This is a genomic window from Streptococcus sp. oral taxon 058 str. F0407, from assembly GCF_000235485.1.
GTDB lineage: Bacteria > Bacillota > Bacilli > Lactobacillales > Streptococcaceae > Streptococcus.
The window spans coordinates 272,966-288,749 of the sequence record NZ_JH378887.1 but is presented as its reverse complement, the minus strand read 5'-3'; the positions used below and the strand labels follow the sequence as shown (position 1 = coordinate 288,749).

Below are 15,784 nucleotides of genomic sequence, written 5' to 3'. Positions count from 1 at the left end.
ATATTTATAAGGAGCTTGCAAACCTTACTCTAATTTTCAATATTTTTCAAGTGATTAATCTTGCCACAAATTCATGGCATCGAGAAAATCAGCTGAAGCTTGAACTTGTTTAGGATTGTTTGCTTCTCTCTCAGCTCGTTTAGCCTCCACCTGAGCCACAGACTGGATGCCTTCATGACGCCAATTACGGAGGATTGCCTGAATATATTTCCAGTTTGGTTTGCCATTTAGAACGGCCTCTCGGAGAGCTTCTGTAATCAAATCCGCCTTGATCCCGTCTTCTTTGACAGTCTTGGAAAGATCTTCGATTTCAAACGGCGTTAGCAAGCGTCCCAATTCCTGCTGAAAAGTCTCAACTAAATCCTTCAATTGATTTTGCGGGTTTGGGGTAGTTGTAGCTGGAGTTTGGCTATCCAACAAGCTATCCAAGCGTTCAAAAGCTAAACTAGCATCAAAAATAAGCTCAATCTCCCCATTTAGTTCAATCGTTCGATATTGTAGCAAACCATTTTCAGTCAAATTTGAAATGGATTGGTTGACATCTGCAAGTTCTTTTCCAATAGTTTCTGCGATTTGGCTTGGTGACAGCTCATCCAAAGCAGATGTATTTTGTAGATAGAAAAATTGCCAGACGAGAAAATCATCACTGGAAGGAAAGAGTTCCTTAAAATGCAAGAGCAGGGCACTTGGCAAAACCAAGTTCCCTGATTTAAAAGCGTCAAAATATGTCATAATTCCTCTTATAAATATCCAAATGAAGCCGCATCGTCCTCTACCTTTTTCCAGTCAAAGGGAGTTTCCTGATAAACAGCATAGTTAACCCAATTACTGAAAAAGAGAGCAGCTGAAGAAGACCAACAAAGACACGGCGTCTCATTCACATCATCATTTTTGAAGTAATTTTCCGGAATGTGAGGATTAAGTCCTGCCTCACAATCACGAAAATACTCTTTTGCCAGAGTATCACGGTCATATTCTAAATGACCAAAACTATAAATCTCACGAAGATCCCGACTGGCTAAAATTGAAACGCCGACTTTTTCTCCCTCGGAGAGGATTTCCAGATTGGTTTTTCCTAATATCTCTTCCTTATAGATTTCTGTATGACGAGAATGAGGAGCTACATAGCGATCATCAAAACCACGAAAGAGAAGATGGCCCTCTTTCAAGGTATCCTGTGGGTAAATGCCTGACAGTTTCTGATCCATCTGGTGTTTTTCAACGCCATAGCGAGCATAAAGACCTGCTTGGGCACCCCAACAGATATGCAGGGTAGAAAAAACATGCGTCTTGGACCATTCAATGACTTGTTTAAACTCCTCCCAGTAGTCCACCTCCTCAAAAGGCAAGTGTTCCACTGGTGCTCCTGTGATAATCATTCCATCAAAAAAGTCATCCTTGACCTCTGGAAATGTCTTATAGAAGGTTTCCATATGTTCGGCACGGGTCGTCTTTGAACGATGCGTTTCCATATACAAGAAATCAATATCTAACTGTAAAGGTGTATTAGCCAAATGCCGTAAGAGTTGCGTTTCTGTCACAATTTTTTGGGGCATCAGATTTAGAATCAAAATCTTCAAGGGGCGAATATCCTGATGAGCAGCTCGTTGGTCGTCCATGACAAAGATATTTTCTGTCCTTAAAATCTCAACAGCTGGTAATTTTTTTTCAATCCGAATCGGCATAATACCCTCCTAACAGTCATCTATCTCGGGAATGGCTTTATCTGCTTGAAAGCACAATCTTTCAAACTTCTCTTCCTTTTATTATACTGTATGAAGATATAGTTTTCAATTATAGTTTTTCTCTAACTAGCTATAGTTTGTTTATATAGCAGATGAAGAGAAAACAGCCCCAAGGACTGTTTTTCATTAATAATGCATAAGCACCTTGTAATCGTAATCTCCGATTTTTTCACGGCCTTTAAGCTCATCAAGTTCAATCAAGAAAGCACAACCTGCTACAACTCCACCAAGTCTTTCGATCATTTCAATGGTTGCCTTGACAGTTCCACCTGTCGCCAAGAGGTCATCTACGATGAGAACACGTTGGCCTGGCTTAATCGCATCCGCGTGCATGGTCAAGGTATCAATACCGTACTCTTTCTCATAGTCAGCAGAAATCACTTCACGTGGTAATTTCCCTGGTTTACGTACAGGAGCAAATCCAATGCCCAACTCAAAGGCAACGGGACAGCCGACGATAAAACCACGGGCTTCTGGTCCCACGATCATGTCGATCTTCTTGTCTGTTGCATACTGAACGATTTCACGAACAGCATAGCTATAGGCATTGCCATCTGCCATCAGTGGGCTGATATCACGGAAGGTGATACCTTCCTTGGGATAATTTTCAATCGTTGCGATATAATCTTTTAAATTCATCATTTTCTTTCTTTCAAAGTTTTTTACTCTCTATTATACCATATTTTCTGTGAAAGAAGAAATAGAAGATTTTTATTTGCTAATCCATGATTTTGTTCTGACTATTTAAGATTCAAGCTTTAATCCAACCATTGAATATAGGCTGTTTTATCTTCACTATTATAACCAACTCCTTTATAAAAATTCTGAGTACTTGCACTTTTAGACCCTGTCAGGAGCATCATTTTATAACAATTTTCCTCCTTAGCTATCTTTTTAGCATATTCAAGGCAGGCGCTTGCATAGCCTTTCCCTCTATCTTCTTCTTGAGTCACCACATTTTCGATCAAAGCATAAGGTCTCACGCCTCTTGTCAAATTAGGAATAATGACACAAATACAGGAGGAGACTATTCTTTCTCCCACATCCTTCACGATAACATGATGGCGCTGGTCAGAAATCATCTCACTCCACACTTGCTGCAAATGAAGGCTATCTTCTGGGATCTCTTTCTCATGTAAGGACAGGTAGAGATTTAATAACTCAAATAAATCCTCCTGTACAGCTTCTCTCAACAATTTTATTTCCTCCATTCCTTTGTTAATAGATTTGAATAAAAAAACTCTGACCGAAGCCAGAGATTCTAGTTGATTAAAGTGAGTTCACGTCAACCTTGATACCAACACCTTGAGTAGTTGTGATCGTCAAGTTTGTTACGTAAGTTCCTTTAGCTGTAGCTGGTTTTGCTTTTTGGATTGTTTCGTTGAAAGCTTTGAAGTTTTCAACCAATTTTTCAGCTTCAAATGATACTTTACCGATGATGGCTTGAACGTTACCTGCACGGTCAGCACGGTAAGTGATTTTACCACCTTTAGACTCTTCAACTGCTTTTGCAACATCCATTGTTACAGTACCAGTTTTAGGGTTTGGCATCAAGTTACGTGGTCCAAGGACACGTCCAAGACGTCCAACAAGAGCCATCATATCAGGTGTAGCAATAACTACGTCGAAGTCCAACCAACCATCGTTGATTTTCGCAACAAGGTCATCTTCACCAACAAAGTCTGCACCAGCAGCTTTTGCTTCTTCAGCTTTTGCACCACGTGCGAAAACAAGAACGCGTGAAGTTTTACCAGTACCGTTTGGCAATACCATTGCTCCACGGATTTGTTGGTCAGCTTTTTTAACGTCGATGTTCAAGTTGTATGCAACTTCTACAGTTGCGTCGAATTTTGCAAAGTTAGTTTCTTTTGCAAGTGCTACAGCTTCTTCTACGCTGTATGCTTTTGTGCTGTCGATTTTCTCAAGTGCAGCACGAAGTTGTTTGCTTTTTTTAGCCATTTTCTATTCTCCTTGTAAGTGGTTCAATCGATTTTCATCTCCCACGTCACTTCTCGAAATGATGAAGTCTTGCGGGTTATATTGGGGGTGTTATTGATTAGTCAACAACAGTGAATCCCATAGAACGAGCAGTACCTTCGATCATACGCATTGCAGACTCAATGTTTGCTGCGTTCAAATCTGGCATCTTAGTTTCTGCAATTTCTTGTACTTGTGCACGAGTAACTGTAGCAACTTTAGTTTTGTTAGGTGTACCTGATCCTTTTTCAACACCTGCAGCTTTTTTCAAAAGAACAGCAGCTGGTGGTGTTTTTGTAACGAAAGTAAATGATTTGTCTTCGTACACTGAGATAACAACTGGAATGATCATACCAGCTTGGTCAGCTGTACGAGCGTTGAACTCTTTTGTGAATCCCATGATGTTGATACCAGCTTGACCAAGAGCAGGTCCAACCGGTGGAGCTGGTGTAGCTTTACCAGCAGGGATTTGCAATTTTACAAGTTTTTCGACTTTTTTAGCCATTTTTAAATCCTCCTTTGTGGTTTTGGCGGTAATTAAAGATTTTTACCTCCCACAAGTATGCTTTACACATACCTTTCAATTATACACTATTTATCTAAAAATGCAAGAGAAAACTTTCATTTTTAATCGACATAATCTCCGCCTTCAAAGCCATAGTATTCTTCCAAACTAAGGCCACTTGCAGCAATTTCTTTGGCTTCTTTTCCAACGTAGCGAAGATGCCATTCTTCTGCCATGTAGCCAGTCTCTTTTTCCTTGCCTTTGAGATAGCGAACAACAAAGCCATAGTCAGCTGCATGATCCAAGAGCCACTGAGCAGCCTTCTCCTCTGTAACCAATTCTCCGTTAGTCCCGATCAAATCAAAAGCCAGACCTGTCTGGTGTTCACTGTAACCAGGGCGAGCTGAGTAGCGATCTGCAGCTTCCTTACCGTCTTGATTCACATAGTCTTGATAAAGTTTGGTTTGTGTTTCATAACTTCTAAAGCCACTGTAGTGATCGCTAATCGGATAGCCAGCTGCTTGCATTGCTGCAATGAGTTTGAGCAACTCTGCCTTAGCTGTTGGATTTTCTCCTGGATTATAGTCTTTTGACAAAGGATAGTGCTTATTAGCTACGACGATTTCATCGTATTTTCCTTGTATACTATAGTGGTCTCCCTTATTAACAACCTCCGCCTTCTTCTGACTAGAGGCTTGGGATTTGCTCCCTACAGTTCCTTCAGGTTGACTAGTTTGTTCCGTTTTTTGAGTATCTTCTTCATTTTTAGGTTTTTCTTGAGAACATGCTGCTAGGGTTACTGCCAGCAAACCAGATAAAACGATGTATCTTTTTTTCATTTTTTCTTCCTCTCTTAGGCCAAGTGCTTCTCTAATTCATGAGATAAGGCTTTAATCATTTGTTCCAACTCATGGGATTGCACCTGGCAATCTTCTGCCACCATTTCTTCCCAGGGTACCCACCAGACTGGACCACGACCATTAAGTCCGTAACCTTTCATATCACCTGCTCTTCGCGGAAAAAGATGCCAATGAGCGTGGGCATCTCCATTTCCTAGGAGTTCAATATTCATCTTTTAAGCATCAAATGCTTTGGCGACTGCTTCTTGGACCAAACTCATTTCCTCTAAAAAGCGAAGTTTTACAGGATTCTCCATATGATGGAGTTCTGTGACATGCTCTTTTGCTAAAAATAAGGTATAGCCCTTAAAGTATTGGTGGTCTCCAATAACCACATAGCCTGTTTCTAGTTCTTTTACAAAGTAGGGATTTTCCCCTGCCTTAATCCATTCAATTCGTTGACAAATCAAGCACATATTAGTCTACCAATGTGCTCTTGAGATAGGCATCGACCATACGCTCAGTCGCCACTACTGAATCAATGTGGGTACGCTCATAAGAGTGACTGGACTCGATCCCCGCACCAAGGAGGGCATGCTTGACCTCTGCACCTGCTGACATAGCTGCTGAAGCGTCCGATCCATAAAATGGATAGATATCGAGCTTAAATGGAATATCTTTCTCCTTTGCCAAAGCTACTAAGTGTTGACGGAAGTCATAGTGATAAGGACCGGAAGCATCCTTGACACAGATAGATACTGTGTACTCATCTGTCTGTTGGTCATCTCCCATTGCACCCATATCGACAGCCAGATATTCTACTACCTGAGCTGGAATATTGGAGTTAGCACCATGACCCACTTCTTCAAATACTGAAAAGGCAAAATGTGTCGTCATCGGCAAGTCGATTCCTTCTTCTTTATAAACTCGAAGGAGATTGAGCAAAATGGCTGCGCTGACCTTGTCATCCAAGTGGCGAGACTTGATAAAACCAGTCTCTGTCACGACAGTTCGCGGATCGAAACTAATAAAGTCTCCAACCTCAATACCCAAGGCGCGGGTTTCTTTTTCATTGGTCACTTTTTCGTCCAAACGCACTTCCATATTGTCCTGTGTGCGTTCTGCAGTTCCTGCATCTTTGTAGACGTGGCATGAAGTCTGGTGGATGAGGATGGTTCCAGATACCGTTTTACCTGTGCTAGCCACATGAACAGTACAGTTTTCTCCCTCAATCATGTTCCAAGGAAAACCACCGATCCGGTCCAATTTGAGACGACCGTCAGGTTTAACAGCACGTACAATGGCTCCGAGTGTGTCCACATGGGCAGTTACATAGCGATGTTGTTCGTCGTTTTGACCTTTAATCGTTACATTGACACCTCCCTTTGCTGTACGAATAGGCTTGTAACCAAGCTCTTCTAAAGTATGGACTAGGTAATCTGAAATATCACGAGTAAATCCCGTTGGAGATGCAATAGCGGTTAATTCTTTGATATAGTTTATAGTTTGATTCATTTCTTCACCTCTTTTGCTACCTATTATAGCACATTTCAGTAGAGAGGAAAAAAAGAAAAATCACTCCTGTAGAGTTGACTTACAAAAGTGATTTCTATTTTTTATTCCATTTCAAAAACATCGCTTTCTTGCTTGTTTGGTAAAACCAATGAAAGTAAGATTCCGATAATTACTGGCACTAACCATGGTAGAGAGGCAGCTGCAAAAGGTAGAGCATTCACAAGGTTTGCTAGAAACTCAATTTTAAAGGAACTTCCAAGAACACTTGCAACAGCGATTGCTGTAACGACTCCTATTGTTAACTGCATACCTGGTTTTGATAGGGGTACAAACTTATTAACAATCACGATCATCACAATGGCGATGGTAATTGGGTACAAGATTACCAATACTGGAACTGAGTACTTGATAATCGCATCAAGACCGAGGTTTGCAATGGCAAATCCAATCAAGGTAAAGGCTGTCGCATAGAGCTTGTAGCTGATTTGTGGGAAACGTCCGTTAAAGAACTCAGCTGTTGACACAATCAAACCAACCGTTGTTGTGAAGCAGGTTACGGTAACCATAGCTGCAAGGAAGAGTTGAGCCGTTGAACCAAAGATTTCTTGAGTAGCTTGTGACAAGATGTAAACACCTGGTGTTCCACCCTTCATAGCCTCAGCTGGAACTGGGAAGTGATTTCCAAGGAAACCTAAACCGATATAAAGAGCGCTGAAGGCAAGGGCTACAACGATCCCAACCACCCAAATAGTTGAAATGTACTCTCTCTTACTTGAGAATCCAAGTTGTTTCAAGGTTTGGACAGCGATTACACTGAAGGCCACTGAGGCTAAAGCATCCAAGGTGTTATACCCTTCTAGGAAACCTGTCCCGAATGCAGATGCTTGATAGGCTTCTGAAGCTACTTGAGGACTTGTTCCGCCATATTTAAAGGCACCTAGTACAACTAAGATAACGATAAGCAAAGCAAAGACTGGTGTCAAGATTCGTCCGATTCGATCCAAAATCTTTGAAGGATTGAGTGAGATCAGATAGGCTGCTGCAAAATACAGCACAGTAAAGATAATTAATCCTAGCCCTTTATTTGCTTCAGACAAGAGGGGGCTGATACCGACCTCGTAAGCTGTTGTTGCTGTACGCGGAATGGCAAAGAAGGGGCCAATCGATAGATAGAGGACTGCAAGATAAAGCGTCGCAAACCAAGGTGAGATTTTCTTAGAAATCTCGTGAATGTAACCTTTAGGGTTTAGCGTTCCGATGATGAGCGTTAGGACAGCAATCCCGACACCCGAAAATACAAAACCTGCGATGGCAGGAAGAAACTGTTCTCCAGATAGGGCACCTAGAGAAGGCGGAAAAATCAAGTTCCCCGCACCAAAAAATATTCCAAACAGGAGCAAGCCTGTTAGAGCACCTTTTTTAGCCATAAAAATCTCCTTCATATTTCTAAAATACTGACCTAGTATACCATGATTAAGACTTTGAAAAAAGCATCCAAAATTAATCATTGAATGTTTTCAATATTTTTAAAAATAAGAATTATCTAAAAACAAAATTCCTCACTCGGTTGGAACCGAGCAAGGGAAGACTGGAATCTATCGTCATATAGGTTTAAAGATTTTCAAAGGCCGTCATTCCACCTTGAACATTGATAACGTCATAACCCTGTTCAGCTAGAAATTGACAAGCACGAGCTGATCTCATCCCTGCTTTACAAATGACATAATGCAACTGCTCATTGTCCAACTCTTCTACTTCTCTCGCATCTAATACATAAAGGGACTCTTTCTGGTAAAGTTGGTAGAATTTGTCAAAAACAATTTCTTTCATCATTTCTTCTTTTTGATGCCTTTAATGCAAAGTTAAAAACTTATAGGTAAATCCAATCGACTCTAAAAATCGGAACAAGTCTTTGCTTTTGATAAAGATGGTCTTTTCATTAGTGTTGGGATGGAAAGTCATGATATCCTCCGATACAATGTCCTTATCAAAATAAACTAGAATGTCTTTTTCTTCATTATTTAACAAACCAAAAGGTGATACCGTTCCTGCTGGTAGGGTCATTTTCTCAGCCAAGGAGTCCAATGAGGCCATTCGAATCCGATCGGCTCCCACTTGAACTTTAAAGTCATACATATCCAATCGTTTCTTGTCATCCATTATAAGCAGATAGTACTGAGTTTTCTTCCTATTGGTCAAAAACATGGACTTAGTCCGGACTCCTTCCATTCCTTCAATACAACTATCTGCCTGCTCTGTCGTAAATACAGGTGGGTGCTCCACCACATCAAAGGTGATTCCCAACTCTTGCAAGGTATTAGCTACTTGTTGATAGGCGTCCATAGTTTTTCTCCTTTATTGATGAATAATCTTTTGTACCAATGCTTGCAATTCTGGCACCACTTCTGACTCAAACCAAGTATTCTTAGCCATCCAGATTTGATTACGAGGAGAAGGGTGAACTAGAGGAAAATATTCTGGCAAATAGTCTTTGTAGTGTTTTACCCGCTCTGTTACCTTGCCACTAATTTTCTCATGTAAATAGTAGGCTTGGGCATACTGGCCAATCAAAAGGGTCAATTCAATATTGGGACACTCCTTGAGGAGTTGTGGATGCCATTTTTCTGCAAAACCTGAGCGTGGCGGTAAATCACCTGATTTTCCATGTCCTGGAAAATAGAAATCCATGGGCAGAACTGCGAAATAACCTGAATTGTAAAAAGTATCTTCATCAACACCTAGCCACTCACGCAGACGATCACCACTCTTATCCTTCCAATAAATTCCAGCTTCTTGCGTTTTAAAGCCCGGAGCTTGACCGACAATATTGATACGAGCAGTTGTTGGCGCTGCAAAGAGAGGTTCGATTCCGCGTTCTGTATAGCTTTTATTTTGTGAATCTGCCATAATGGCTTGTTTGATCTTTTCGATTTGAGACATCTAGTTTCCCTCCAAAAAGAAGTCCAAGCATAAAATCTCAGACTTCTATCATTTTATTTGATTAATTCATAGATAGCTTCTGCATAGATTGCTGCTGCTCGGAAGAGATCGTCCAAGGCGATAAATTCATTGGCTTGGTGCATGGTATCGATAGAGTCTGGGAACATAGCACCGTAGGCAACACCACGTTCTAGCAGACGACCAAAGGTTCCACCACCGATGACCTGCTCATGACCTTGAAGTCCAGTTTGTTTTTCATAGACACTTAACAAGGTTTGGACAAGTGGATCTTCCATCGGTACATAATGAGGCGTATGACCATGTTCTGACAAGCTAACAGAAGCAACTGGCAAGTTTTCAAGGATTGACTTGATGTGCTCTGGGCTTGTTCCTTTTGGATAACGGAAGTTGAGGGCAATGGTATTGTCAGCACTTGTTTCGTCAAAGCGGAAAACACCTGCATTCATAGAAAGGGCACCCATCTTTTCATCCACATGAGCCACCTTGAGATTTTCACCTTCATGGTCGTTCAAGAGAATCTTACCAGCAATCTCAAGGTAGTCTTTTGCTGGACCAGCAAAGTCAAACTGGCTGAGGAAGAGAGCTAGGTAAGTCGCACCATTGACACCCGATGCAGGCATGGCACCGTGGGCTGATTTACCAATGATGGTAACCTTGTACTGACCGTTTTCTTCTTGGATTTCTCCTCTGAGTTTGTGTTCTGTAACAAAGGCATCTAGTTTCTCTTGCAAGTCAGCTAAATCACCTGAAACAACTGCTGTTGCTGATTCAGGCACCATGTTTTCACGCAAACCACCTGTAAAGCTGTGAAGACGGGCAGCACCTGTATTTTCACCTGCAAAGTGGAGATATTCTGTGATATTTCCTTTTTCACCGTTGATGATAGGGAATTCAGCATCTGGAGAGAAACCGAAGTCTGGTTTTGCTAGTCCTACGTGCTCGAAGTAGTAGTCCATGTCTGCCCAGCCTGATTCTTCATCAGTTCCGACGATAAAACGAACTTTCTTAGAAGTTGGAAGGCCCAATTCTTTGATGATTTTTAAGCCATAGTAACAAGCTGTTGTAGGCCCCTTGTCATCTGAAGCCCCACGCGCATAAAGGCGACCATCTTTGATAGTTGGTGTGTAAGGATCTGTGTCCCAACCGCTACCAGCAGGCACTACGTCCATGTGGGCAAAGATTCCGAGAACTTCTTCTCCATCACCAAACTCGAAATGTCCTGCATAGTTATCAACATTTTTAGTTAGATAACCATCACGGTCTGCGATTTCAAGGAATTTCTCCAAGGCTTTTACTGGGCCAGGTCCAAATGGATGTTCAGAATCTGCCTTGCTGTCGTCACGTTCTGAGTTGATTTCCAAAAGGCTAAACAAGTCAGCCAAGAGGTCTTCTTGGCGTTTTTCTACTTCTGCTGTAAAATCAATTGCTGTCATTTTTTCTTCTTTCTATCTTTTCTCAATGATTTCATCTACTGGCAAGCGGTAGCTTGGTTCCAATTTTTCGTCAGTGTAACCTACCGTAATCAAGAGTTCTGGGCGGAAACGGTCTTCAATTTCCAAAACCTCATTGACTTTTGATTTGTCAAATCCAAGAATCAGATTTGATCCGATTCCTTGGTCTGTCAAAGCCAAAACCAAGTTCATAGCAACCAAACCTGCATTGAGGGCTAGGTAGTCGCTGACTTGTTGTTCACTGTAACGTGCAAACTCAGCAGGCAAATTTTTCATAAAGTATTGAAGTTGCTCTTCTGAGAAATTCTTTGCACCACCGACACGAGCAATCTTGCGGGCACGTTTGGCAAGGTCTGTATCAGTAAACAAGGCAATGGTCACCGGCGCTGACGAAACCTGCTCAAAGTTAGAACCATAAGCCAACTTTGCCAGTTCAGCATTTTTCTCACGGACCACCACAAACTTCCATGGCTGGCTATTGTGGGCACTTGGAGCCAAAGTTGCGATTTCGATAGCCGTGCGTACATCTTTGGGATCCACCGGCTTATCAGTGAAATGCTTGGTCGCATGACGTTTTTTATTTAATTCAAGAAATTTCATAATCGATTTCCTTTTCTAATTCTACTGCTTCCATTCTACCATATTTTGAAAGAGCTTGCAGAGATTTTTCATAGAGTTAGTACTTCTTTCAAACCCTCTGCTATTTATTTGAAGCTCTTTAAGTAGGTATCGCTTTAGATTTGAAGCAATCAAAAAGCAGGCGATAGAACACCTACTTTCTTATATTATTGACCAGATGTGTATGGAGCAATTGCTTTATAAGCCGCCTCCAGCGCTTTCTTCATTGTGTCACGTCCAGTTTTCAACTGTTGAACAAATAGAGTACGAGTTTGTTCTGGCACTACTGTATCATCAGAACCAATACTTGAAAGGCTTTCGTTAAATGACTCTCTTACAGTCTCCATAGACTTAAGCGCTGGTTCAACTTGGGCGTTATATGCTTCTTTTCCACTCTCTGGAATTTTCTCCCCAATTTCAACTGCATGCTTTTTATAATTGTCGACTAATTTGCCAAATACTTTCTTCACATCTCCAACAGTTTTAGCATTATCAATTTCTTCATCGGTGATCAAAACAACCTCATTATTTTCTGTCTTTGAACTAGACGTTGTTGATGAGGTCTCTGAAGAAGAAGTTTGTTCTACAGAGCTTGAAGTCTTAGTTGAAGAATCAGACGTTTTTTTCCCTGAACATGCTGCTAAGACAACAACAGATAAAAGAGCCATACTAGCTGTAATAATTTTCTTCATAATGTTCTCCTTTTTATTAAGAATTAAGTCCATTCTATAACAAAATAATTTCAATGTCAAACTTTAGCTAAGCCATCTTTTCTTCCTTACTGTCTGACTCTTTTCTAAGCAATTCGACTGCAAATCTCACTTCAAAATAAGAACAAGTCGCTTTATTTCTCACTTTGCAAAAAATCAAAATAATTCTTCACATCCTCTACATACCCATGCTTTTCAATTAAACTAGCTAAGAGTTCCAAATTGTGCCCCTGATAGTTGTCTTCTCGTCGTAGCTCTTCATACATTTCGATAAAGGGAAGCCCCTTGGACTTGGCCAATTCTAACTCCGCTTCATAGTCATAAGAAACTTTTCGGAATAGAATGTTTACCAATTCCCCATCTTCTACTTCTATCACGGCATACTGGGCACGGTGATTTTTTAACGCCTCCCAGTCAAAATAGGGCATGCCAATCGTACCTGGATTGATGATTTGTTGCCCTTGACTTCCATAACGAAGCAACTGCTTGTGAACATGACCATAGACTGCCACGTCCGTTTCCGCATCTAGCAATTGGTCAAATTTTTCTGTATCATTCCCGACCAACAAGTCACCTCCATAATTTTTGTCAGGTAAATTATGAGAGAGAGAAAAGCGCAGTCCATCAACTTCTTTCTTTTCTAGCATAGGTAAGTTTCGTAGCCAGACAATCGTTGCAGGATCCATTCGCTCCATCAAATACTGTGTCATACGCAAGAGCTGAACTTCCTGTGGGTCTTCTAAGCCATATTCCCCATCCAAGGCCTCCAGGACACAATCATCCCAATTGCCTCGAACACTTGCCGTGATAGGAAGATCCTTTAGCAGGGTGACCAAGTCATGAGCACCTGGACCAGGTAGAAAAATATCTCCCAGAAGCCAATATTCACTGACTCCCTGAACTTTAGCATCTGCAATCACTGCTTCTAAGGCCGTCGCATTGCCATGAATATCTGATAAAATTGCGATTTTATGGTTCATGATGGTTTTCCTTTTTCTATTTCATCTAGCCAATTGTGAAACTCCCAACGAAGAGGAGCTTCCTTGCCTATTCTTTGCCTCAAATGTTCTTGATATTGAAGATAAAAGGCGTAATCTCCCCAACTACTCCACGATTGAGAAGGTATTGAGATTTTTAACTGTTTTTTAGCCCTCTTTAACACGATGTTATCTATCGGTACGTGTAAAAAAGGAAAAACCGAGTCTAGGGGTACAACCTCAAGCATATAGAGATACTTGAAAGTCATATTAATCCACTTTTGAGCATGACCATAAGTGAATCGAATCCCATTTGAGCGATAGCAGTCTATAACAGTATCACAAGTCCTATGATGCCAACTATCAAAATCAGTTTGACATAACTTATCCCGATCCAATAGATTTAAAATTGCTTCTTTGATACACTTTGAAGCCTGCTTTCTCATCTCCAAGCGCTGTTCATCTGGCATGCCATGAAAGCGCAAGGTTCGATTGAAATCCAGATAGGTTCGAGTAGTTGCAGCTAAAAATAAATCTTTTGAATTCCCAAAGTAAGCATATCGTAAAAAAAGAAGTACATCTCTGTCAATCTCAATCCTAATCATATCTTCTACTTTCTATCAAGCTACTTATTCTAATTCTTTTATTGGTTCCGCCACTTGAGCCAATTCCACTGATTCTTGCGGGTTCAACTTCCTCTGCACAGCTTCTGCGACTACTCTTGGAACTCCAACTTCGACAATCTCATCCACACTGGCTTCCTTGATTTTAGTCAAAGACTTGAAATGCTTCATGAGATTCTGCTTGCGTTTAGGTCCTAGACCGTCAATCCCATCCAGTTGTGATGAAAAGGAATTTTTTGAGCGCAGTTGGCGGTGGAAAGTGATAGCAAAGCGGTGGACCTCATCTTGGATGCGTTGAAGGAGGAAAAATTCCTGAGAATTGCGAGACAACTCCACCACTTCCAGCGGATCTCCAAAGAGCAGTTCATGGGTTTGGTGCTTATCATTTTTTTGAAGCCCAGCAATAGGAATGTCCAATCCTAGCTCTTCTTGAATAACTTGCTTAGCGATATTGACTTGACCTTGCCCCCCATCAATGACAATCAAATCTGGCGGGGTTAAACCTTCTCGTTGAACTCGACCATAACGTCTGCGAATGACTTCACGCATACTGGCATAATCGTCTGGTCCAACAACCGTTTTTATCTTGTACTTTCGGTAGTCTTTTTTACTCGGTTTGCCATTGACAAAGACCACCATGGCTGAAACAGGACTGGTTCCCATGATATTAGAATTATCGAAGGATTCGATACGTACTGGGGTCGGAATTTGAAGCAAGCTTCCCAGATTTTCAATAGCTCCTTGGGTCTTTTCAACAGATTTTTCTAACAGATTGAACTTTTGCTCCAGACTAACACGGGCATTTTTTATAGCTAGATTGACCAGTTGTTTTTTCTCTCCACGCTGGGGTTTGAGAATCTTGGTATCCACTAAGGCCTTAATGGCTTCTTCATCGATATCCTGCGGAATCAGCACTTCATTGGGAACCAGGTGAGATTTTTCTTGATAAAATTGTCCCACATAGGTCAAAAAGTCCTCGTCCGGATCATTGTAGTAGGGGAAGAGATTGACATCCCGCTCGATGAGTTTTCCTTGACGGACAAAGAAAACCTGAACACACATCCAGCCCTTATCCACATAGTAACCAAAGACATCCCGATTTTGGAGATCCTTTGCCATAACCCGTTGCTTGGTCCGAAGTGTTCCAATAGCCTGAATCAGGTCACGGTATTCCGCCGCACGTTCAAACTCCATACTTTGAGCTGCCTTTGCCATCTTACCCTTAAGGTCATCGATGATTTTGTCATCCTGCCCTTTTAGGAAATCAGAAACCTCCTGAGCCATGGACTTGAAATAGGCCTCATCTTTTTTACAGATGGTGTGGGCCATACACTGGCCGATATGGTAGTAAAAACAGACCTTAGAGGGCGGGTTGGTACATTTCCGAAAAGGGAAAATTCGATCCAGTAGTCGCTTGATTTCATTGGCTGCCCCCACATCTGGATAAGGACCAAAATAAAGACCACCGTCCTTCTTGACCTGACGGGTGATAATCAAACGAGGATAACGCTCATTGGTGATTTTGATGAAGGGATAGGACTTATCATCCTTGAGCATGATATTGTACTTGGGCTTATTTTCCTTGATAAGGTTGATTTCTAGGAGAAGTGCCTCAATATTGGACTCAGTGACGATAAATTCAAAATCCACAATTTCAGACACCAGAGCCTCTGTCTTGGTATCATGACTTCCACGGAAATAGGACCGCACGCGGTTGCGCAGATTTTTAGCCTTTCCTACATAAATAATGGTGCCATTTTTATCCTTGTGAATGTAACAACCAGGGCTGGTCGGCAAAAGCTCTAGTTTTGATTTGATCAAGTTATTCATAGTTCCATTATAGCAAAAAGGCCGTAACAGGAC

At 41.4% G+C, this 15,784-nt stretch carries 18 protein-coding genes and 1 pseudogene; all 19 read right to left on the bottom strand.

All coding sequences use genetic code 11. From position 1 onward, the window contains the following. Window positions 1-54: 54 nt before the first annotated feature. The gene (locus HMPREF9184_RS02975; RefSeq protein WP_000220741.1) at window positions 55-732 is read right to left on the bottom strand and encodes a DnaD domain-containing protein; all 678 of its coding nucleotides are present in this window, start codon (window positions 730-732) and stop codon (window positions 55-57) included. Window positions 733-740: 8 nt separating this feature from the next. Continuing rightward, complete coding sequence (gene metA / locus HMPREF9184_RS02970; RefSeq protein ID WP_001122735.1) at window positions 741-1,685, bottom strand: homoserine O-acetyltransferase MetA; 945 nt, start codon at window positions 1,683-1,685, stop codon at window positions 741-743. 186 nt (window positions 1,686-1,871) lie between these two features. Next, a complete protein-coding gene (locus HMPREF9184_RS02965) occupies window positions 1,872-2,384 on the bottom strand; it encodes an adenine phosphoribosyltransferase (RefSeq protein WP_001049316.1) in 513 nt (170 codons plus the stop codon). Window positions 2,385-2,503: 119 nt separating this feature from the next. Then, the gene (locus HMPREF9184_RS02960) at window positions 2,504-2,941 is read right to left on the bottom strand and encodes a GNAT family N-acetyltransferase (RefSeq protein WP_000943032.1); all 438 of its coding nucleotides are present in this window, start codon (window positions 2,939-2,941) and stop codon (window positions 2,504-2,506) included. A 73-nt stretch (window positions 2,942-3,014) separates the two neighbouring features. Next, entirely contained in the window at window positions 3,015-3,704 is a 690-nt protein-coding gene (gene rplA / locus HMPREF9184_RS02955; protein ID WP_001085675.1) for a 50S ribosomal protein L1, read from the bottom strand. Between the two features lie 97 nt (window positions 3,705-3,801). Continuing rightward, complete coding sequence (gene rplK / locus HMPREF9184_RS02950; RefSeq protein WP_001085808.1) at window positions 3,802-4,227, bottom strand: 50S ribosomal protein L11; 426 nt, start codon at window positions 4,225-4,227, stop codon at window positions 3,802-3,804. A 122-nt stretch (window positions 4,228-4,349) separates the two neighbouring features. Then, the gene (gene ldcB / locus HMPREF9184_RS02945) at window positions 4,350-5,066 is read right to left on the bottom strand and encodes an LD-carboxypeptidase LdcB/DacB (protein ID WP_000747734.1); all 717 of its coding nucleotides are present in this window, start codon (window positions 5,064-5,066) and stop codon (window positions 4,350-4,352) included. Window positions 5,067-5,080: 14 nt separating this feature from the next. Then, window positions 5,081-5,542: pseudogene (locus tag HMPREF9184_RS02940) on the bottom strand (HIT family protein). 1 nt (window position 5,543) lies between these two features. Next, entirely contained in the window at window positions 5,544-6,581 is a 1,038-nt protein-coding gene (locus HMPREF9184_RS02935) for a M42 family metallopeptidase (protein ID WP_001076923.1), read from the bottom strand. Window positions 6,582-6,682: 101 nt separating this feature from the next. After that, window positions 6,683-8,008: a branched-chain amino acid transport system II carrier protein gene (gene brnQ, locus HMPREF9184_RS02930; RefSeq protein ID WP_001074592.1), complete on the bottom strand. Its 1,326-nt coding sequence runs from the start codon at window positions 8,006-8,008 to the stop codon at window positions 6,683-6,685. A 184-nt stretch (window positions 8,009-8,192) separates the two neighbouring features. Continuing rightward, window positions 8,193-8,411, bottom strand: a complete 219-nt coding sequence (locus HMPREF9184_RS09435; RefSeq protein WP_000659265.1) for a rhodanese-like domain-containing protein — start codon at window positions 8,409-8,411, stop codon at window positions 8,193-8,195. A gap of 21 nt (window positions 8,412-8,432) precedes the next feature. Next, the gene (locus HMPREF9184_RS02920) at window positions 8,433-8,924 is read right to left on the bottom strand and encodes a prolyl-tRNA synthetase associated domain-containing protein (protein WP_000340327.1); all 492 of its coding nucleotides are present in this window, start codon (window positions 8,922-8,924) and stop codon (window positions 8,433-8,435) included. Between the two features lie 12 nt (window positions 8,925-8,936). Then, window positions 8,937-9,521, bottom strand: coding sequence for a uracil-DNA glycosylase family protein (locus tag HMPREF9184_RS02915; RefSeq protein ID WP_000078106.1), 585 nt, complete (start codon window positions 9,519-9,521; stop codon window positions 8,937-8,939). Between the two features lie 53 nt (window positions 9,522-9,574). After that, the gene (gene pepV, locus HMPREF9184_RS02910) at window positions 9,575-10,975 is read right to left on the bottom strand and encodes a dipeptidase PepV (RefSeq protein WP_000125073.1); all 1,401 of its coding nucleotides are present in this window, start codon (window positions 10,973-10,975) and stop codon (window positions 9,575-9,577) included. A 12-nt stretch (window positions 10,976-10,987) separates the two neighbouring features. Further along, window positions 10,988-11,593 (bottom strand): nitroreductase family protein, encoded by a 606-nt coding sequence (locus HMPREF9184_RS02905; protein WP_000670155.1) that lies wholly within the window; start codon window positions 11,591-11,593, stop codon window positions 10,988-10,990. 185 nt (window positions 11,594-11,778) lie between these two features. Further along, complete coding sequence (locus HMPREF9184_RS02900) at window positions 11,779-12,303, bottom strand: hypothetical protein (RefSeq protein ID WP_000720911.1); 525 nt, start codon at window positions 12,301-12,303, stop codon at window positions 11,779-11,781. Window positions 12,304-12,455: 152 nt separating this feature from the next. Next, on the bottom strand, window positions 12,456-13,301 hold the full coding sequence (locus tag HMPREF9184_RS02895; RefSeq protein ID WP_001015758.1) for a metallophosphoesterase family protein: 846 nt from the start codon (window positions 13,299-13,301) through the stop codon (window positions 12,456-12,458). Further along, a complete protein-coding gene (locus HMPREF9184_RS02890) occupies window positions 13,298-13,903 on the bottom strand; it encodes a hypothetical protein (RefSeq protein WP_000618102.1) in 606 nt (201 codons plus the stop codon). Before HMPREF9184_RS02890 ends, HMPREF9184_RS02895 begins: the two co-directional genes overlap by 4 nt. A gap of 24 nt (window positions 13,904-13,927) precedes the next feature. After that, entirely contained in the window at window positions 13,928-15,751 is a 1,824-nt protein-coding gene (gene uvrC, locus HMPREF9184_RS02885; RefSeq protein WP_001061123.1) for an excinuclease ABC subunit UvrC, read from the bottom strand. Between the last annotated feature and the right edge of the window lie 33 nt (window positions 15,752-15,784).